Here is a 19215-nt window from a genome sequence, read left to right on the forward strand (position 1 = left end):
CAGGTGCGCGAAGGCATTAAACAGTGAAGGCGTCTTGCAGCAGTTTTTCCTGCTGTTCGGCGTGCTTCGATGCGTAACCACAGGCTGGCGCGGCGGAAGCGTCGCGGCCGGCGTATTCCAGGACCAGTGCCTTGTTGTGGCGGCCCAGGATACGGCGCATGTGGTGCTGGCTGCTGTACCAGGCGCCCTGGTTCATCGGCTCTTCCTGACACCAGACCGCATGCTTGAGGTTGGTGTAAGGCGCCAGGATTTCGACCAGGTCGTCCTCAGGGAACGGATACAGCTGCTCGATACGCACGATGGCGATGTCTTCGCGGCCTTCGGCACGGCGTTTTTCCAGCAGGTCGTAGTAAACCTTGCCGCCGCACAGGACCAGGCGTTCGACCTTGGCCGGATCGAGGCTGTCGATTTCCGGGATCACGGTCTGGAACGAGCCTTCTGCCAGGTCTTCCAGGGTCGAGATGGCCAGCTTGTGGCGCAGCAGCGACTTCGGCGTCAGCACGATCAGCGGCTTGCGCAGCGGACGAATGACCTGGCGACGCAGCAGGTGGTAGATCTGGGCCGGGGTGGTCGGTACGCAGACCTGGATGTTGTGCTCGGCGCACAGCTGCAGGTAACGCTCCAGGCGCGCGGAGGAGTGCTCCGGGCCCTGCCCTTCATAACCGTGTGGCAGCAGCATGGTCAGACCGCACAGACGGCCCCACTTGTGCTCGCCGCTGGTGATGAACTGGTCGATCACCACTTGCGCACCGTTGGCGAAGTCACCGAACTGGGCTTCCCAGATCACCAGCGCGTTCGGCGTGGTGGTCGAGTAGCCGTATTCGAAGGCCAGTACCGCTTCTTCCGACAGGAAGGAGTCGTACAGTTCGAACTGAGGCTGGCCCGGGAACAGGTTCTTCAGCGGTACGTAGGTGCTGGCGTCCTTCTGGTTGTGCAGCACCGCGTGACGGTGCGAGAAGGTGCCACGGCCGATGTCCTGGCCGGTCATGCGGATCGGGTGACCTTCGAACTGCAGGGTGGCGTAGGCCATGGTCTCTGCATAACCCCAGTTGATCGGCAAGCCACCGGCCTGCATCTTCTGACGGTCTTCGTAGATCTTGGCGACCTGGCGCTGGACGACGAAACCTTCCGGGATCTCCAGCAGCTTGGCCGACAGTTCCTGCAGGGTCTTGAGGTCGAAGCGGGTGTCGTGACGCGCGGTCCAGGCATGGCCCAGGTACGGACGCCAGTCGACGAACAGCTCGCGGTTCGGCTCCTTGACCAGGCTCTTCACCACGTGCAGGCCGTTGTCCAGCGCGTTGCGGTACTCGTCGATCTTGGCCTGGGCGCGCTCGGAATCGATGCGGCCGGCCTGGATCAGTGCCTCAGCGTACAGTTCACGCGTGGTGCGCTGCTTGCTGATCTGCTGGTACATCAAAGGCTGGGTGCCGTTCGGCTCGTCGGCCTCGTTGTGGCCGCGGCGGCGGTAGCAGACCAGGTCGATGACCACGTCACGCTTGAACTGCATGCGGTAGTCGATGGCCAGCTGGGTCACGAACAGCACGGCTTCCGGGTCGTCCCCGTTCACGTGCAGGATCGGCGCCTGGATCATCTTGGCAACGTCGGTGGCGTACTCGGTGGAGCGCGCGTCCAGCGGGTTGCTGATGGTGAAACCAACCTGGTTGTTGATCACGATGTGCACGGTACCGCCGGTCTTGAAACCGCGGGTCTGCGACATCTGGAAGGTTTCCATGACCACGCCCTGGCCGGCGAATGCTGCGTCGCCGTGGATCGAGATCGGCAGTACCTTGTCGCCAACGGTGTCGTTGCGGCGGTCCTGACGGGCGCGCACCGAACCCTCGACCACTGGCGAGACGATTTCCAGGTGGGACGGGTTGAACGCCATGGCCAGGTGCACTTCGCCACCCGGGGTCATCACGTTCGAGGAGAAGCCCTGGTGATACTTCACGTCACCGGAGCCCAGCTCGTTCATCTTCTTGCCTTCGAACTCGTCGAACAGCTCGCGCGGGTTCTTGCCGAAGGTGTTGACCAGAACGTTCAGGCGGCCACGGTGGGCCATGCCGATCACGACTTCCTTGGTGCCGTAGGAACCGGAACGCTGGATCATCTCGTCCAGCATCGGGATCAGGCTTTCGCCGCCCTCGAGGCCGAAACGCTTGGTGCCCGGGTACTTGGTGCCCAGGTATTTCTCAAGGCCTTCACCGGCGGTCACGCGCTCGAGCAGGTGGGCCTGCACGTCAGCGGAAAACTCCGGACGGCCGCGCACGCTTTCCAGGCGCTGCTGGAACCAGCTGCGCTGCTCGGAATCGACGATGTGGGTGAACTCGGCGCCAATGGTGCGACAATATGTCTTCTGGAGCGCCTCGAAGATCTCGCGTAGGCTCGCCTCCTCTTTGCCGATGAACAGGTCGCCGGCACGGAAGGTCGTATCAAGATCGGCATTGGTCAAGCCGTAGTGATTGATCGACAGGTCTACGGGCGCAGGACGCTGCCACAACCCCAACGGGTCGAGCTTGGCAGCCTGATGGCCGCGCATACGATAGGCCTGGATCAGTCGCAGAACTTCAACCTGCTTCTTCTCGTGTTCACTGCTCACGCTCCCGGCGGATACCGGTTGGGCGCGGCGCTGGTTCTTTGCCAGCAGTACGAAATGGTCGCGGATTGTCGAGTGCGATACATCGGTAGCGGTGCTGCCGTCGGCGGGCAACTTCTGGAAGTAGGTGCGCCACTCTTCTGGCACAGCGTTAGGGTCGTGCAGGTAGAGCTCATAAAGCTCTTCCACATATGCAGCGTTACCACCTGAAAGGTGGGCGCTTTCCCACATGCGCTGCATCACGCTTTCTTGCATGCTTGGTCACCCTCGGTTAGGGGACTGATCGGCGAGAGCCACAGCAAACCTGGAAAAGTCCGAATACAGCGACTGAACCACGCCACTTGGATCCTGCTGATTTTCCGGGTACCAGCCCGGAAAGCCCCTGCTGGTCTCATATCTTCATAGGTAATGAACGCGGGCTTTGTGAGCCCTTGTTCGGGTTTTACCTCAGTGCGGGCTCACCACCCGCACCTCGGCTTACTGCAGGTACAACACTTTGTATCAGGTGCCGCTTTGCAGCAGCATGTTACGTACGTGGCCGATTGCCTTGGTCGGGTTCAGACCTTTCGGGCAAACGTTGACGCAGTTCATGATCCCGCGGCAGCGGAATACGCTGAACGGGTCATCCAGGGACGCCAGGCGCTCCTGGGTCTTGGTGTCACGGCTGTCGGCCAGGAAGCGATAGGCCTGCAGCAGTGCGGCCGGGCCCAGGAACTTGTCCGGGTTCCACCAGAACGACGGGCAGGAAGTCGAGCAGCAAGCGCACAGGATGCACTCGTACAGGCCGTCCAGCTTGTCGCGGTCTTCCGGCGACTGCAGGCGCTCGATGGCCGGCGCAGGAGTGTCGTTCTGCAGGAACGGCTTCACCTTCTCGTACTGCTTGTAGAAGATGCTCATGTCGACGACCAGGTCACGAATGACCGGCAGGCCCGGCAGCGGGCGCAGAACCAGCTTGTTGCCCTTCACCACCGCCGACAGCGGGGTGATGCAGGCCAGGCCGTTCTTGCCGTTCATGTTCATGCCGTCGGAACCGCAAACGCCTTCACGGCAGGAGCGACGGTACGAGAAACCTTCGTCCTTTTCCTTGATCAGCGCCAATACATCGAGAACCATCAGGTCCTTGCCGCCGGTATCGACGTCGAACGACTCCATTTTGGGCGCCGAGTCGGTGTCCGGGTTGTAACGATAAACTTCGACTTTCAACATAGCAGCCACCCTTAGTAAGTCCGGACTTTTGGTTCGAAGGCTGGAACAGTCTTCGGCGCAAAGTTGACGCCGCGCTTGGCAACGCGCTTCTCACCCGGGTAGTACAGGGTGTGGCACAGCCAGTTTTCGTCGTCACGGTCTTCGAAGTCTTCACGGGCGTGGGCGCCGCGGGACTCTTTACGGGCTTCGGCCGCGATGGCGGTAGCTTCGGCGACTTCCAGCAGGTTCTGCAGCTCCAGCGCTTCGATACGCGCGGTGTTGAAGGCCTGGGACTTGTCGTTGATCTTGACGTTGGCAATACGGTCACGCAGGCCGGCCAGCTGCTCGATACCCTTCTGCATGTATTCGCCGGTACGGAATACACCGAAGTAGTTCTGCATGCAGCTCTGCAGCTCGCGCTTGAGGCTGGCAACGTCTTCGCCAGCGGTACGCTCGTTGAGCTTGTTCAGGCGGTTCAGGGCAACATCGATATCGGTGTCGCTGGCGTCGCGGTATTCCACGCCGTCGGACAGCGATTTTTCCAGGTGCAGGCCAGCGGCACGACCGAATACCACCAGGTCGAGCAGCGAGTTGCCGCCCAGGCGGTTGGCACCGTGGACCGATACGCACGCCACTTCACCCACTGCGAACAGACCCGGGATGATTTGGTCCTTGCCTTCGGCGTCCATGGTGATGGCCTGGCCATGAATATTGGTGGCAACGCCGCCCATCATGTAGTGGCAGGTCGGTACGACCGGGACCGGCGCGACGACTGGGTCGACGTGGGCGAAGGTCTTGGACAGCTCGCAGATACCTGGCAGGCGGCTGTGCAGCACTTCCTCGCCCAGGTGGTCCAGCTTCAGCAGCACGTGGTCCTTGTTCGGGCCCACGCCGTTGCCGGCGATGATTTCCTTGACCATGGAACGGGCAACCACGTCGCGGCCGGCCAGGTCTTTCGCGTTCGGCGCGTAACGCTCCATGAAGCGCTCGCCGTGGGCGTTGATCAGGTAGCCACCTTCACCGCGGCAACCTTCGGTAACCAGTACACCGGCGCCGGCGATGCCGGTCGGGTGGAACTGCCACATCTCGATGTCCTGCACCGGCACGCCTGCACGCAGCGCCATGCCGATACCGTCACCGGTGTTGATCAGGGCGTTGGTGGTGGAGGCGTAGATACGACCGGCACCGCCAGTGGCCAGAACGGTGGCCTTGGACTTGATGTACATGGTTTCGCCGGTTTCGATGCAGATTGCGATCACACCGACGAACGCGCCGTCCTGGTTCTTCACCAGGTCAACAGCGTAGTACTCGTTGAGGAAGGTAGTGCCTGCCTTCAGGTTGCCCTGGTACAGGGTGTGCAGCAGCGCGTGACCGGTACGGTCGGAAGCAGCACAGGTACGGGCGGCCTGGCCACCTTTACCGAAGTCCTTGGACTGGCCACCGAACGGACGCTGGTAGATGCGGCCGGTTTCGGTACGCGAGAACGGCAGGCCCATGTGGTCCAGCTCGAAGACCGCAGCCGGGCCTTCCTGACACATGTATTCGATAGCGTCCTGGTCACCGATGTAGTCGGAGCCTTTGACGGTATCGTACATGTGCCAGCGCCAGTCGTCGTTCGGGTCGGCCGAAGCGATGGCGCAGGTGATGCCGCCCTGGGCGGATACAGTGTGCGAACGGGTCGGGAAGACCTTGGTGACCACGGCAGTCTTGTGGCCGCCTTGAGCCAGCTGCAGCGCTGCGCGCATGCCGGCACCGCCGCCACCGATGATGATGGCGTCGAAGGAAATGGTTGGAATGCTAGCCATGGATCAGATACCCCAGAGAATCTGCACACCCCAGACGAAGTAAGCGAACATCGCAACGCCGCATACCGCCTGGAACAGGAAACGAATCGCAGTTGCCGACTTGCCGAACGACATTGGCGTCAGGTAGTCGGTCGCAATGGTCCACATGCCGACCCAGGCGTGAGCGCCCAGGGCAACGAGGGCCAGCAGACTGAAGATCCGCATCGCGTTGTTGGAGAACAGACCATGCCACTGGGTGTAGTCGATGCCTGGGTGGGCGACCACGTAGCCGATCAGGAAGAGGAAGTAAGCCGCGAGAACGACCGCAGAAACGCGCTGCGCCATCCAGTCATAGAGGCCCGAACGCGACAGGTTCGTGACATTGGTTACCATACCCAAACTCCCACCAGAACGATCAGCACCACGGAGATGACGATCACGATTTTCGAGCCCAGCTTGCCGCCTTCCAGCGTCTCACCGATGCCCATGTCCATGATCAGGTGACGTACACCTGCCACGAGGTGATAAAGCAGGGCGGATAGCAGGCCCCAGGTCACGAATTTGGCCAGCGGGCTGGTCAGACACGCCTTCACCTCACCAAAGCCTTCCTCGGAACCCAGCGACTTGCCCAGTGCATAAAGCATGATGGCAAGGCCAAGGAACAGGATGACGCCGGAGATACGATGCAGGATGGACGTGTACGCAGTGACGGGGAGCTTGATGGTCCTTAGGTCTAGGTTTACAGGTCGTTGGCTTTTCACGGCTTTTTTCACACTGAAGAGCCCCTAGCGAATCAGGGCAAAGTTGTTGGTAAGTGTACTGGTCAGGTACCCACCACCCAGGGAACGGCGACCCCCAGCAGTTCGGGCTTGCAAGCCCCTGGCGGTCGGGTTGCGAGTATAGACAGTTAGGCTGCTTATGACAACGTGACGGGGTAGCCCAAATAGCGCATTGCCTTTAACGCACAAAAGGCGTAAATGGGCGAGAATTTCGCGAAAAATCAGGCCTCAATGCCTGTTTCAACAAGCCTTTAGGCAAATTGACATCTGAATTTATCCCTCTATAGTGGTGCGGGCCCTGCGTGGGGGGTCTGTCTGATGATTTCAAGCATTAATAGGAGGCCACATGGCTGACAAAAAAGCGCAGTTGGTCATCGAGGGCGCTGCCCCCGTCGAGCTGCCCATTTTAACCGGCACCGTTGGTCCTGATGTAATCGACGTCCGCGGGTTGGGGGCCACTGGTCACTTCACCTTCGACCCTGGTTTCATGGCGACTGCCTCGTGCGAGTCGAAGATCACCTACATTGACGGCGACAAAGGTATCCTGCTGCACCGCGGCTACCCGATCGAGCAACTCGCCGAAAAGTCCGACTACCTCGAAACCTGCTACCTGCTGCTCAACGGCGAACTGCCGAATGCCGAGCAGAAGGCCCAGTTCGTCAGCACCGTGAAGAACCACACCATGGTTCACGAGCAGCTGAAGTCCTTCTTCAACGGCTTCCGCCGCGACGCCCACCCGATGGCGGTGATGTGCGGCGTGGTCGGCGCCCTGTCGGCGTTCTATCACGACTCCCTGGACATCAATAACCCGCAACACCGCGAAATTTCCGCGGTGCGCCTGGTCGCCAAGATGCCGACCCTGGCCGCGATGGTTTACAAGTACTCCATGGGCCAGCCGATGATGTATCCGCGCAACGACCTGTCGTACGCGGAAAACTTCCTGCACATGATGTTCAACACCCCGTGCGAGATCAAACCGATCAGCCCGGTGCTGGCCAAGGCGATGGACCGGATCTTCATCCTCCACGCCGACCACGAGCAGAACGCCTCCACCTCTACCGTTCGTCTGGCCGGTTCGTCGGGTGCCAACCCGTTCGCCTGTATCGCCGCCGGTATCGCCGCACTCTGGGGCCCGGCCCACGGCGGTGCGAACGAAGCGGTACTGACCATGCTCGATGAAATCGGCGATGTCTCGAACATCGACAAGTTCATCGCCAAGGCCAAGGACAAGAACGACCCGTTCAAGCTCATGGGCTTCGGTCACCGCGTGTACAAGAACCGCGACCCGCGCGCCACCGTGATGAAGCAGACCTGCGACGAAGTCCTGCGCGAGCTGGGCATCAAGAACGACCCGCAGCTGGAACTGGCCATGCGCCTGGAAGAGATCGCCCTGACCGATCCGTACTTCATCGAGCGCTCGCTGTACCCGAACGTCGACTTCTACTCGGGGATCATCCTCAAGGCGATCGGCATTCCGACCAGCATGTTCACCGTGATCTTCGCCCTGGCACGTACCGTGGGCTGGATCTCGCACTGGAAAGAAATGCTCTCCAGCCCGTACAAGATCGGCCGCCCGCGCCAGCTGTACACCGGCGAGCAGAAGCGCGACATCGTTGCGCTGCAGGACCGCAAGTAAGCTTCCATAGCCGAACGCAAAAAGGCTGCCCTCGGGCAGCCTTTTTTATTCATCCTGTGCCGGCCTCTTCGCGGGTAAACCCGCTCCCACAGGGACCCCACAGGCCCGAAAGTTTGCGGGATACCTGTGGGAGCGGGTTTACCCGCGAAGAGGCCGGCACAAGTGACACAATGCCTCAGTTTTTCTCAGCCCGCTCCCGCAACCCTTTCAGGGTATTGAACGGTGCATCCACCACGAACTTGTTGGCCACCATCGCCGGCACGCTACCACCCGGCTCGGTGTGCACCTGATAGGTCACTTCCGTGCTGTCACCCTTGGGCACCAGCTTCCAGAAGCCTTCGACCTTCGCCACCCGCACAAAGCCCTTCTCTTCCGGGACGTAGGTCGGCTCTTCCTTCAGGTTGCGCACCAGGCTGCCATCAGCCCCCTTCACCGTGGTCACATGCAATACCGAGTCCCGCGGCGTGACCGGCCATGGCGTATTGAACTGGGTGTAGGTCCAGCTCTGATCACCTTCGTGCTTGAGCAGCTTCTGCGACTTGCATTCGTGAATCCACGCACAAGCCCCGACCACGTCCTCCTGCAACGCCTGCACCTTGGCCAGCGGCGCCTTGATCACGGTGACGCCTTGATAGGCCTTGTACTTGGAACCAGCCACTTCACTGAGGGAGACCTTGATCCCCTCCTCGTCCTTGGCCACCTGCCAGTTTTCGGCCCAGGCCGCGGGCGACAGCAGAACACCCATGCCACACAGCAGAGCAATACGCTTGAACGATCTCATCATGTTTATCCTTGTTGTCGAAGATCCAGCCTGTCACGCCGCCGTCATCTGCTCCCACCAGCCAAGAATCCTGATGGCCTCGTCACGGTCACTGCCGCATACCTCCACATCCGCCTTGAAACCGCCACATACTGCCGGCCGCTCGGGCTTGCCGAACAGGTCGCAGAGGTTGTCGACGGTCAGGTGCAGGCAGCGCTCGCCAGCCGGCTTGCCATTGGGCATGCGCGGCATCGCAGAGGTGATGGACGGGGCAATGCAGCAGGCACCACAGCCCTCACGGCAATTCATGGCTATTCACCAAAATCAGGACTCCCTGGAACAAAACGGGACGAACGTCCCTGGATAGTAACCGCTCAAACAGGCGTTTGAAATTGCTGGCATGATGAAATCTGCCGTGACCCGGCAGTCAGTTCGCCAGCTACTGGCGGTACTCGAAATCGATGGCCGCCCCTTCCACGTCGCGACGGCTGTCATTGCGCAGCTGCAGCTGCATTTCGTTGCTGATCAACCGGCCATTGAGCTGGAACGGGCTGTCGCTGGCCTCCGGCTTTTCAGTGAACATGGGTGGCAGCAAAGGCTTGCGTCGCTGTATCGGCGAAGGGCTGCCCACATTCGGCTCAAGGTCATCGACCATATCGGCCGGCAGGCTGAGGTCCAGCTTCGCCTTGGGTAGCGGCTTGGCAACCTCCTTGCTCACCTGCTTGCGCGCCGGCCTGGCCTTGCTGTTACCGGCTTTTTTTGCAGGCTGCTTGTGCGCTGGCCTGGCTGCGGCTTTCTGCACCGGCTTGGCTTTCTGCACCGGCGCCGCCTGCGCCTGGCCTGCCGGCTGCGCAGCCTGGGCAACACCAGCCAGGCTGCCGAGCGGTACAAGGCACAAGATCAGGGCAAAACGGCGCAAAGCATTCATGGCAAATAGACAGACTGGCAGGAAAAGTGCGTATGCTCCCTGTTCCACGGGCGCGTGGCAAGCCTACAAAAGTGCCGCTGCTGGCTCCCGGCACAATTGCTGAGCCAGCAAACCGAGCGTAATCACCGCGCGCTCGGCTTCCTTGTTCCAGGGTATACCGCAATTAAGCCGGATACAGTGGTTGAACTGCTCGGTGTTGCTGAAGATCAGCCCCGGCGCAATACTGATACCCTGCTCCAGCGCGCGCACATGCAGCTCCTGGGTATTGACTCGCCCCGGCAGGCTCACCCACAGGATGAAACCGCCCGTCGGCCGGGTCATCTGGGTGCCCTCGGGGAAGTGCCGCTGCACCGCCAACTGGTAGGCACTGAGGTTCTTGCGGTACTCCTGGCGGATGTAACGCAGGTGCCGGTCGTAGCCGCCATTTTCCAGGTAGGCCGCCACACCCATCTGCGTCACGCTGCAGGCCGAGTGGGTGGTGAAGGTTTGCAGGCGCTGGATCTCGTCCTGATAGCGCCCGGCGATCATCCAGCCAACGCGCACGCCGGGGGACAGGGTCTTGGAAAAACTCGAGCAATAGATCACCCGGTCCAGCCGGTCGAATGCCTTTAGCGCCTTGGTCTTGCCCTGCTCGAACATCAGCTCGCCATAGATGTCATCCTCGACGATCTGGATATCGAAGTCCGACGCCAGGCGCAGCAACTGCTTCTGCCGCTCTTCCGGGACAGTGCCACCCAGCGGGTTGCTGAGGCGCGCAGTCAGAACCAGGGCCTTGATCGACCACTGGTTGGCCGCCAGCTGCAGCGCTTCGAGGCTGATACCGGTGGACGGGTCGCTGGGGATCTCGATCACCTTCAGGCCTAGCAGGTCGGCCAGTTGCAGCAGCCCGTAATAGGTGGGCGATTCGGCGGCGATCAGGTCGCCGGGGCGGGTCAGCACGCGCAGCGACATCTGCAGCGCATCGACACAGCCATGGGTCACGATCACTTCACGCGGGTCGACCAGCACACCGGCATCACGCATGCGAATGGCGATCTGCCGGCGCAGCGGCTCGAAACCGGGGCTGAACATGTAGCTGAAGGCACGCGGGCTGTGGAAGCGTGTGACCTTGGCAATCTGCTGGTGCAAGGCACGGACCGGCAGGTAGTCGACGTGAGGCACAGCGGCGCCGAACGGGAACACGCCATCACGACGAGCCTCGGTCAGCACCTGCTGGATGATACTGGCGCGGGTGACCAGGCCGGGGCGCTCGACCCGGGCGATGTCCGGGGTCTGCGCGGTCAGGGCCGGGGTCTGGTGCACGTAGTAGCCGGACTGCGGCCGCGCACGGATCAGCCCCTGGTCCTCGAGATTGGCATAGGCCTGCAGCACCGTGGCATGGCTGACATTGAGCTGGGCGCTCATCTTGCGCACGGAGGGTACCCGCTCGCCTGGCTGGTAGACACCACGACGGATGTCATCGGCCAGTTGCTGGGCGATACGCTGGTACAACAGCAGGTTGGTCATGGCGGCAGACTCGTTATTCTTGTACGGCTCAGTGACGGTAGAGGATACCGTAACAGTTGCAAAGTGTACTGGGACAGAATGCAACATAGTCGACAATACAATAGTGTGACAGCTATCGAAACGATTAAGCCGACAAACTGCCGGGGGTGCGCCGCCCCTGTGGGAGCGGGTTCACCCGCGAAGCAGGCGACGCGGTGGATGGCACCGGCTTTGCCGGTGTTCGCGGCTAAAGCCGCTCCCACAAGAGCAGTGCCAAACTCAAGGCATGCACAACGCCTGTAGGAGCGGCCTTGTGTCGCGAAAGGACCGCAGAGCGGTCCCCGGCATTTCAAAGACTCAGCGCGCCGGCGCCAGCTTGCCCTTGTCATCGGAGAACACGATCTCCACCCGACGGTTCTGCGCCCTGCCCCGCTCCGAGGCATTGGCCTCGATCGGGTACTGGTCGCCATAGCCCTCGACCTGCAGGCGCTTCTCGTCGATGCCCAGGTCTACCAGCATGTCGGCCACGGCCTGCGCCCGATCACGCGACAGCTTCAGGTTGTCCTCCGCCGGGCCGGTGCTGTCGGTATAGCCCTCGATCCGCACCACCCGGCGCGGGTTGAGCTGGAGGAACTGCACCAGCTTGAGCACGGTACGGCTGGCCGAGTTCTTCAGGTCGGCGCGGCCGGTGTCGAACAGCACGTCCCCCAGGGTCATCACCAGACCACGATCGGCCTGCTCCGAGGCCAGCGCGGCGATCTGCGACTCGACCCACTTGCCCTGCTGCTGAACACTGGCCAGCTTGGCCTCGCGCAGGGCCAGCTGCAGGCGCTGGCGCTCCAGGTCGAGCTTGGCCTGGCGCTCCTGGTTCAGCGCCAGCTTGGCATGCTCGCTGGCAATTTCGCTGTAGCGCTGGCTCAGGTAGGCGTAATGGCGCACGTCGGCACCGGTGCCGATGTAGCTGGACAGGCGCTCGGCACGGGCCAGCGACTCGCCTGCGCGAATCACGTCACGCGGCGCACTGCGCAACACATTGGAATCATCCTTGACCTTCTGGAAAGCTGCAGTGGCATCATCCAGCGCTGCGCTGCTGCGCTGGCTGGCGCAACCTTGCAAACCTGCCGCCAGCGCCAGCACTGCCAGCGCGGCCAATGGCACACGACGGATCATGGCTGCACCTCCAACTGCTTGCGCAGGCGCTGGACCCGCGACTGCAGCAGTTGCAGCTGCTCTTCGCTCTTCTGGTTCAGTACCTGGGCCTCGGCCAGGCGCGCATCCAGTTCGGCCTGCTCGGCACGCATGCGCGCATCGCGGTAGTCTTCGGTGAGCATGTTGGCCTTGGCCCGGGCCAGCTTGTCTTCAGCCAGCTTGAGCGCATCGACCTGCTCGGTGGCACCGACGGCCCTGGCCTGCTCCAGTGCCTGTTCGGAAATGCGCATCTGCTCGTTAGGGGCCGGATCGTTGGCGCAGCCAGCCAGGCCGAGCACGGCCAGGGCAAGGATTAGTGGTTGGGTTCTCACGCAATCTTCCTAGTGTTTGGGGGCGTCCGACGGCACCTGCAGCTGCGCTTTCCAGCGCTCGACATTACGTTGCAGCACGGCCTCGGATGCTCCGGAGATCGGCAATTCTGTCAGTTTTTTCGCCAATTGCCCACGTAACCAGCTGTCATTGCAGGCCGAATTGTGCGACAGGGCCAGGTACAGGCCCGGCCGATCCACCGGCAGGCCGCGGGCGATCAGGTCATTGCTCATGCCCAGGCTCTGGGCCATGGCCATGCCCGAATAGCGGCCAGCGAGCACATAATCCACCTGGCCGAGCACCAGCTTCTGGAAGGCCTGGGTCAGGTTCTGTGCCGGCACCAGTTTCAGCTGCGCCTTGGCGAAAGCGGTAAAGACCGGGGTCAGCCGCGCACGCTCGGACAAACTGCCCTGGTACTGGGCCAGGTCCGCCGGGCCCTCGAATGCCAGCGTGGCGTCGTGACGCGTCCACACCAGGTATTCGTTGAGCTGCAGGGGTGGATGGATGTAGTCCAGCGCGGTCAGTTGCTCCACCTGCATGGGGGTGTCGAGCAGCAGGTCCATGCGCCCGCTACGTACTTCTTCCAGCGCCTGGTCACGACGGCCGGCGCTCAGCACCTCCACCTTCACGCCCAGTTCGCCAGCCACCTGGCGCAGCAGGTCGACGTTGGCACCGATCAGGTGTTTCGGGTCGTTCGGGTCCTGCCACGAATAGGGCGGCGCATCAGGGCTGCCGGTTGCCACCAGGCGTTCGCACTTGCCTGCCGCCATGGCCAGCGGCGAAACCAGCACCGCCATGCATGCCAGCACCCTGCCTGCTTTACGCAGCACCATTGCTCACTCCTTGTATTGCTCTGCCCGGCCCAATCGCCGGCAAGCCAGCTCCCACAGATACAGCACCGCCCTTGAGAACTGCGCTGTACCTGTGGGAGCCGGCTTGCCAGCGATCGGGCCGGAACTGACCACAAAAAAACCCGGCCCCCTGTACGAGGGCCGGGTTCTTTATAAGTGAAGCAGGCGGATCAGACCAGCTTTTCCAGCTCCGGAACCGCTTCGAACAGGTCAGCGACCAGGCCGTAGTCGGCTACCTGGAAGATCGGCGCTTCTTCGTCCTTGTTGATCGCCACGATCACCTTGGAGTCCTTCATGCCGGCCAGGTGCTGGATCGCGCCGGAGATACCGACGGCGATGTACAGCTGTGGCGCAACGATCTTGCCGGTCTGGCCGACCTGCATGTCGTTCGGCACGAAGCCTGCGTCGACTGCGGCGCGCGAAGCACCGACGGCAGCGCCGAGCTTGTCGGCCAGGCTGTACAGGTGCTTGAAGTTGTCACCGTTGCCCATGCCACGGCCGCCGGAAACGACGATCTTGGCAGCGGTCAGCTCTGGGCGGTCGGACTTGGCCAGCTCTTCGCCAACGAAGGCCGAGATGCCGGCGTTGTGCGCAGCGCCGACGGCTTCGATGGCAGCCGAACCACCTTCGGCGGCCACGGCGTCGAAGCCGGTGGTACGCACGGTGATGACCTTGATGGCAGCGCTCGATTGCACGGTGGCAATGGCGTTACCGGCATAGATCGGGCGCTTGAAGGTGTCGGCGGACTCGACCGAGATGATCTCGGAGATCTGGTCCACGTCCAGCAGCGCGGCAACGCGCGGCAGGATGTTCTTGCCGTTGGTGGTGGCCGGAGCCAGCACGTGGCTGTAGCCCTTGGCCAGCTCGACGATCAGCGGCGCTACGTTTTCTGGCAGGGCGTGGGCGTAGGCAGCGTTATCGGCAACCAGCACCTTGGCCACGCCAGCGATCTTGGCTGCGGACTCGGCAACGCCGCCCACGTTCTGGCCTGCGACCAGCACGTGCACATCACCACCGATCTTGGCGGCAGCGGCAACAGTGTTCAGGGTGGCCGGGGCTACGGCACCGTTCTCGTATTCAGCGACAACCAGGATAGTCATTTAGATTACCTTCGCTTCGTTCTTCAGCTTCTCGACCAGTTCGGCCACCGATTTGACCTTGATGCCAGCGCTGCGGGCAGCCGGGGCTTCAACCTTCAGGGTCTTGTTGGTGGAGGCGAGGGAAACGCCCAGCGCGTCTGGAGTAACGGTCTCCAGCGGCTTCTTCTTGGCCTTCATGATGTTCGGCAGCGACGCGTAGCGTGGCTCGTTCAGGCGCAGGTCGGTGGTGACGATGGCCGGCAGGTTCAGTGCAACGGTCTGCAGGCCGCCGTCGATTTCACGGGTGACATTCAGCTTGTCGCCAGCAACTTCCACCTTGGAGGCGAAGGTGCCTTGGGCGAAGCCGGTCAGCGCAGCCAGCATCTGGCCGGTCTGGTTGTTGTCGCTGTCGATGGCCTGCTTGCCGAGGATGACCAGCTGAGGCTGCTCTTTGTCGACAACGGCTTTCAGCGCCTTGGCCACAGCCAGGGAATTCAGTTCGTCAGCGGCTTCGACCAGGATGGCACGGTCGGCACCCAGGGCCAGGGCGGTACGCAGTTGCTCCTGGGCAGTGGTCGGGCCGACGGAAACGACGACGATCTCGGACGCGACGCCCTTTTCCTTCAGGCGTACGGCTTCTTCCACGGCGATTTCGCAGAAGGGGTTCATGGACATCTTGACGTTAGCAAGGTCGACGCCGGAGTTGTCCGCCTTGACGCGAACCTTGACGTTGTAGTCGACCACTCGTTTGACAGCTACAAGAACCTTCATGGATTCCTCGTTACTCTCCGGTGAATAGATAGTCGCCAGGGGCAGAGCCCTGCGATGCGCGTGGGTACAAGGGCACCTCCAAAAACGTACCGGGAGGCGGTAACTTCACAGTGACCGAACAGTCTTGTCCGGACTCTTGCGACAAATACTCACGGGTCATTTTCTGTCGTGGCGTGTAAACTCCACTACAAACCGGCCCAAGGCCGCAAAACCCTGCTCCACACCTGGTCTTTAGAGGTGTACCTGCGCCCGGCTGCAAGCCTACGGCGAACGTAAAACCGCTCGTATCTTGACCGTAACACCCAATCCGGTCAATACGGCAAATCGGTCACCCTCCAGCCGCGTTCCTGTGATTTTACTGGCCTGCGGCAAATTCAAACAAACGTTTGTATTGGACCCGCCAAGTGGTGTAGATATAATGCGCGGCCAAGACAAAACGGTGTAGTCCGTCATTTGCCCAGCTACAGTTCCGCCGTTGCGTAGAACCGCTGCGAATGCCCCGCGCACCCATAAGACAAAGCAACAGCACGAGCCTTGATGAGTAGGAGAGAACCAGTGGAACGCGAATACATGGAATTCGACGTGGTCATCGTCGGCGCCGGCCCGGCGGGCCTGTCCGCCGCCTGCCGCCTGAAGCAGAAGGCCGCCGAAGCCGGTAGCGAAATCAGCGTCTGCGTGGTGGAAAAAGGCTCTGAAGTCGGCGCCCACATCCTTTCCGGCGCGGTGTTCGAACCCCGTGCCCTGAACGAGCTGTTCCCAGACTGGAAAGAGCTCGGCGCGCCGCTGAACACCGAAGTGAAGCGTGACGACATCTACGTGCTCAAGGATGCCGGCAGCTCGACCAAGGTGCCTGACCTGTTCGTGCCCACGACCATGCACAACCAGGGCAACTACATCATCTCGCTGGGCAACCTGTGCCGCTGGCTGGCCCAGCAGGCCGAGAACCTGGGCGTGGAAGTCTACCCGGGCTTCGCCGCCCAGGAAGCGCTGTTCGATGAAAACGGCGTGGTGCGCGGCATTGTCACCGGCGACATGGGCGTCGACCGCGAAGGCAACCCGAAAGACGGCATGTACACCCCTGGCATGGAGCTGCGTGGCAAGTACACCCTGTTCGCCGAAGGTTGCCGTGGCCACATCGGCAAGCAGCTGATCAAGCGCTTCAACCTGGATAGCGAATCCGATGTGCAGCACTACGGCATCGGCCTGAAGGAAATCTGGGAAATCGACCCGGCCAAGCACGAGCAGGGCCTGGTGGTGCACACAGCCGGCTGGCCGCTGGACGTGATGGCCAAGGACAACACCGGTGGTTCGTTCCTCTATCACCTGGAAAACAACCAGGTGGTGGTCGGCCTGATCGTCGACCTGTCCTACGCCAACCCGTACCTGTCGCCGTTCGACGAGTTCCAGCGCCTCAAGCACCACCCGGTGATGGCGCAATATCTCGAAGGCGGCAAGCGCATCAGCTACGGTGCCCGTGCCATCTGCAAGGGTGGCTTCAACTCGCTGCCGAAGATGGTCTTCAACGGCGGCGCGCTGATCGGCTGCGACCTGGGCACCCTGAACTTCGCCAAGATCAAGGGCAGCCACACCGCGATGAAGTCCGGCATGCTGGCCGCCGAAGCGGTGGCTGACGCACTGCTCGCCGGCAGCGAAGGCGGTGACCAGCTCAACGGCTACGTCAGCGCCTTCAAGGCCAGCTGGCTGTACGAGGAGCTGTTCGCCAGCCGAAACTTCGGCCCGGCCATGCACAAGTTCGGCCCGCTGCTGGGCGCTGCGTTCAACTATGTGGACCAGAACTGGTTCGGCGGCAAGCTGCCGTTCACCCTGCACGACACCAAGCCGGACTACGCCTGCCTGAAGCTGGCGGCCGAGTCGCAGAAGATCGACTACCCGAAACCGGACGGCAAGCTCAGCTTCGACAAACTCAGCTCGGTATTCCTCTCCAGCACCAACCACGAAGAGGAACAACCGTGCCACCTGAAACTGACCGACCCGAACGTGCCGATCGCCAGCAACCTGCCGCTGTACGACGAGCCGGCCCAGCGCTACTGCCCGGCGGGCGTGTACGAAGTGGTCACTCAGGAAGACGGCAGCAAGCGCTTCCAGATCAACGCGCAGAACTGCGTGCACTGCAAGACCTGCGACATCAAGGACCCGGCCCAGAACATCACCTGGGTCACCCCTGAAGGCGCTGGCGGGCCGAACTACCCGAACATGTAAGGCCCCTGCCCTTGCGGTAACGAAAAGCCCCCGGTTCTCACGAGCCGGGGGCTTTTTGTTTTACCTGTACCGGCCTCGTCGCCGGCAAGCCAGCTCCCACCTCGACCGCATCGACCTCGAGCCATGCGCTATCCCTGTGGGAGCGACTGCCTTGCTCAAATTCTAAAAGTTGACGCGATTCCCTGTGGGAGCTGGCTTGCCGGCGATGAGGCCAGAACAGACAACAGAAAACTATTTTTCACCACACATTACCGGCATCGGCTCCGCGGCAAACGCCAATGGCTCCCGACGCCCGAAATACAAGGCCGTCAGCAACCCCACCGTACCCATGACCAGACAAAAGCCGACACACACCCACGGGCTCCACGGCATCAGCGCAATCAGCGCCAGCGGTGTGGTGCTGGCCCAAAGCGCGTAGGCCAGGTTATAGGTAAAGGAGATGCCCGACACGCGGATCTCGGCCGGGAACAACCCGACCATCACTGACGGCACCACGCCCACCACGCCGCAGGACAAACCCGCCAGCGCATAGGCCAGCCAGGTCATGCCCCACTGCCCCACCAGGCTGGCATACAACGCGCCGATGCCCACCGGCAGCAACAGGCTGTAGAACATCAGTGCGCGCCAGGCACCTGCACGGTCGACCAGCAGCCCGGCCAGCACGCAGCCGATGTTGAGGAAGACGATGCCCACGCTGCTAAGGGCAAAGGTGTGCCCGGCACTCATGCCGAAGCGCTGCTGCATCACTGTCGGGGTAATCACCACCAGCACCACCACGGCGGAAGTCAGCACGCAGGTCAGCAGCGCCGCCGGGATCAACGCCCGGCGGTGTTCGCCCAGCACCCGCCGCAGCGGGAAGCTCACCGGCTGCTCCTGGCGCGCGCGCAGGGCAAGGAACACCGGTGTTTCGCTGAGCCAACGACGCAGCCACACGCCGATCACGCCGAATACCCCGCCGAGCAGGAACGGGTAGCGCCAGGCGTAGTCGAGGATTTCCTGCGGGGTGAACACTTGTGCCAGCAAGGTCGCGGTCAGTGCCCCCAGCAGATAGCCAAAGGTCAGGCCGGCCTGCAGGAAGCCCAGGGCATAACCGCGCCGCCCGGCTGGCGCGTGCTCGGCGACGAAAGTCCAGGCGCTCGGCACCTCGCCGCCCACCGCCGCGCCCTGCAGGATACGCAGTGCCAGCAGGATCAGCGGCGCGGCATAGCCGATATCGGCGTAGGTCGGCATCACCCCGATCAACAGGCACGGCAGAGCCATCATCAGGATGCTCAGGCTGAAGACCCGCTTGCGCCCCAGGTGGTCGGCGAAGTGCGCCATCAGGATGCCGCCCAGCGGCCGCGCCAGGTAGCCGGTGACGAAGATTCCGAAGCTTTGCAGCAGGCGCAGCCATTCGGGCATCTCGGGCGGGAAGAACAGCTGGCTGAGGGTCAGCGCAAAGAATACGAAGATGATGAAGTCGTAGATTTCCAGCGCGCCGCCCAACGCCGCCAGGCCCAGGGTCCGGTGGTCGCCGCGGCTGAACCGGGGCGGGCGAGCGGTATCGATGGCAGTCATGGCAGGGTCCGCAAATCGGCAAAGGGCAAGAGGATAGCAAATAGCTGCCCCCTTGCCCTGCCCGCTGCG

General features: G+C 62.1%; 17 protein-coding genes. 2 read left to right on the top strand and 15 right to left on the bottom strand.

The window, feature by feature from the left end:
- Positions 1–16 precede the first annotated feature (16 nt).
- From RYH74_RS20635 to sdhC, 5 genes are all read right to left on the bottom strand, one after another.
- A complete protein-coding gene (locus RYH74_RS20635) occupies positions 17–2848 on the bottom strand; it encodes a 2-oxoglutarate dehydrogenase E1 component (protein ID WP_025339970.1) in 2832 nt (943 codons plus the stop codon).
- A 246-nt stretch (positions 2849–3094) separates the two neighbouring features.
- Positions 3095–3799 carry a succinate dehydrogenase iron-sulfur subunit gene (locus RYH74_RS20640; RefSeq protein ID WP_016711649.1) on the bottom strand — a complete coding sequence of 235 codons (705 nt, stop codon included), beginning with the start codon at positions 3797–3799 and terminating at the stop codon, positions 3095–3097.
- A gap of 11 nt (positions 3800–3810) precedes the next feature.
- Entirely contained in the window at positions 3811–5583 is a 1773-nt protein-coding gene (sdhA, locus tag RYH74_RS20645) for a succinate dehydrogenase flavoprotein subunit (protein WP_025339971.1), read from the bottom strand.
- A 3-nt stretch (positions 5584–5586) separates the two neighbouring features.
- A complete protein-coding gene (gene sdhD / locus RYH74_RS20650) occupies positions 5587–5955 on the bottom strand; it encodes a succinate dehydrogenase, hydrophobic membrane anchor protein (protein ID WP_003254214.1) in 369 nt (122 codons plus the stop codon).
- Positions 5949–6335, bottom strand: coding sequence for a succinate dehydrogenase, cytochrome b556 subunit (gene sdhC / locus RYH74_RS20655; RefSeq protein ID WP_012315350.1), 387 nt, complete (start codon positions 6333–6335; stop codon positions 5949–5951). The genes sdhD and sdhC overlap by 7 nt, the downstream gene beginning before the upstream one ends.
- A gap of 352 nt (positions 6336–6687) precedes the next feature.
- Between sdhC and gltA the strand changes: the two genes are divergently transcribed.
- A complete protein-coding gene (gltA, locus tag RYH74_RS20660) occupies positions 6688–7977 on the top strand; it encodes a citrate synthase (protein WP_013973445.1) in 1290 nt (429 codons plus the stop codon).
- Between the two features lie 175 nt (positions 7978–8152).
- On the opposite strand, the gene RYH74_RS20665 is transcribed toward gltA, so the two are convergent.
- The 9 genes from RYH74_RS20665 to RYH74_RS20705 all read right to left on the bottom strand — a co-directional run bounded on the left by RYH74_RS20665 (position 8153) and on the right by RYH74_RS20705 (position 15369).
- Positions 8153–8758: an START domain-containing protein gene (locus RYH74_RS20665; protein WP_075045846.1), complete on the bottom strand. Its 606-nt coding sequence runs from the start codon at positions 8756–8758 to the stop codon at positions 8153–8155.
- Between the two features lie 33 nt (positions 8759–8791).
- A complete protein-coding gene (locus RYH74_RS20670) occupies positions 8792–9046 on the bottom strand; it encodes a YkgJ family cysteine cluster protein (RefSeq protein WP_025339973.1) in 255 nt (84 codons plus the stop codon).
- 130 nt (positions 9047–9176) lie between these two features.
- Entirely contained in the window at positions 9177–9665 is a 489-nt protein-coding gene (locus RYH74_RS20675) for a hypothetical protein (RefSeq protein WP_075045847.1), read from the bottom strand.
- Positions 9666–9728: 63 nt separating this feature from the next.
- A complete protein-coding gene (locus RYH74_RS20680) occupies positions 9729–11171 on the bottom strand; it encodes a PLP-dependent aminotransferase family protein (RefSeq protein WP_317410050.1) in 1443 nt (480 codons plus the stop codon).
- 336 nt (positions 11172–11507) lie between these two features.
- Positions 11508–12320, bottom strand: coding sequence for an OmpA family protein (locus RYH74_RS20685; RefSeq protein WP_085614447.1), 813 nt, complete (start codon positions 12318–12320; stop codon positions 11508–11510).
- On the bottom strand, positions 12317–12670 hold the full coding sequence (locus RYH74_RS20690) for a DUF4398 domain-containing protein (protein WP_023661849.1): 354 nt from the start codon (positions 12668–12670) through the stop codon (positions 12317–12319). Before RYH74_RS20690 ends, RYH74_RS20685 begins: the two co-directional genes overlap by 4 nt.
- Positions 12671–12679: 9 nt before the next feature.
- Complete coding sequence (locus RYH74_RS20695; protein ID WP_286100245.1) at positions 12680–13501, bottom strand: substrate-binding periplasmic protein; 822 nt, start codon at positions 13499–13501, stop codon at positions 12680–12682.
- A 188-nt stretch (positions 13502–13689) separates the two neighbouring features.
- Positions 13690–14619, bottom strand: coding sequence for an electron transfer flavoprotein subunit alpha/FixB family protein (locus RYH74_RS20700; protein ID WP_085691592.1), 930 nt, complete (start codon positions 14617–14619; stop codon positions 13690–13692).
- Entirely contained in the window at positions 14620–15369 is a 750-nt protein-coding gene (locus RYH74_RS20705; protein ID WP_025339979.1) for an electron transfer flavoprotein subunit beta/FixA family protein, read from the bottom strand.
- Positions 15370–15906: 537 nt separating this feature from the next.
- On the opposite strand from RYH74_RS20705, the gene RYH74_RS20710 reads away from it, so the two are divergent.
- Positions 15907–17589: an electron transfer flavoprotein-ubiquinone oxidoreductase gene (locus RYH74_RS20710; protein WP_317410051.1), complete on the top strand. Its 1683-nt coding sequence runs from the start codon at positions 15907–15909 to the stop codon at positions 17587–17589.
- 231 nt (positions 17590–17820) lie between these two features.
- On the opposite strand, the gene RYH74_RS20715 is transcribed toward RYH74_RS20710, so the two are convergent.
- Positions 17821–19146 carry an MFS transporter gene (locus RYH74_RS20715; protein ID WP_317410052.1) on the bottom strand — a complete coding sequence of 442 codons (1326 nt, stop codon included), beginning with the start codon at positions 19144–19146 and terminating at the stop codon, positions 17821–17823.
- Positions 19147–19215 lie beyond the last annotated feature (69 nt).

It is taken from the genome of Pseudomonas sp. LSJ-87, from assembly GCF_032971465.1.
Classification (GTDB): Bacteria; Pseudomonadota; Gammaproteobacteria; order Pseudomonadales; family Pseudomonadaceae; genus Aquipseudomonas; species Aquipseudomonas putida_Z.

Bases quoted from the DNA above. Each gene is read 5' to 3' on its own strand.
- RYH74_RS20635 (WP_025339970.1), bottom strand. From the start codon at position 2,848: ATGCAAGAAAGCGTGATGCAGCGCATGTGGGAAAGCGCCCACCTTTCA.
- RYH74_RS20640 (WP_016711649.1), bottom strand. From the start codon at position 3,799: ATGTTGAAAGTCGAAGTTTATCGTTACAACCCGGACACCGACTCGGCG.
- sdhA (WP_025339971.1), bottom strand. From the start codon at position 5,583: ATGGCTAGCATTCCAACCATTTCCTTCGACGCCATCATCATCGGTGGC.
- sdhD (WP_003254214.1), bottom strand. From the start codon at position 5,955: ATGGTAACCAATGTCACGAACCTGTCGCGTTCGGGCCTCTATGACTGG.
- gltA (WP_013973445.1), top strand. From the start codon at position 6,688: ATGGCTGACAAAAAAGCGCAGTTGGTCATCGAGGGCGCTGCCCCCGTC.
- RYH74_RS20665 (WP_075045846.1), bottom strand. From the start codon at position 8,758: ATGAGATCGTTCAAGCGTATTGCTCTGCTGTGTGGCATGGGTGTTCTG.
- RYH74_RS20670 (WP_025339973.1), bottom strand. From the start codon at position 9,046: ATGAATTGCCGTGAGGGCTGTGGTGCCTGCTGCATTGCCCCGTCCATC.
- RYH74_RS20675 (WP_075045847.1), bottom strand. From the start codon at position 9,665: ATGAATGCTTTGCGCCGTTTTGCCCTGATCTTGTGCCTTGTACCGCTC.
- RYH74_RS20680 (WP_317410050.1), bottom strand. From the start codon at position 11,171: ATGACCAACCTGCTGTTGTACCAGCGTATCGCCCAGCAACTGGCCGAT.
- RYH74_RS20685 (WP_085614447.1), bottom strand. From the start codon at position 12,320: ATGATCCGTCGTGTGCCATTGGCCGCGCTGGCAGTGCTGGCGCTGGCG.
- RYH74_RS20695 (WP_286100245.1), bottom strand. From the start codon at position 13,501: ATGGTGCTGCGTAAAGCAGGCAGGGTGCTGGCATGCATGGCGGTGCTG.
- RYH74_RS20700 (WP_085691592.1), bottom strand. From the start codon at position 14,619: ATGACTATCCTGGTTGTCGCTGAATACGAGAACGGTGCCGTAGCCCCG.
- RYH74_RS20705 (WP_025339979.1), bottom strand. From the start codon at position 15,369: ATGAAGGTTCTTGTAGCTGTCAAACGAGTGGTCGACTACAACGTCAAG.
- RYH74_RS20710 (WP_317410051.1), top strand. From the start codon at position 15,907: ATGAGTAGGAGAGAACCAGTGGAACGCGAATACATGGAATTCGACGTG.
- RYH74_RS20715 (WP_317410052.1), bottom strand. From the start codon at position 19,146: ATGACTGCCATCGATACCGCTCGCCCGCCCCGGTTCAGCCGCGGCGAC.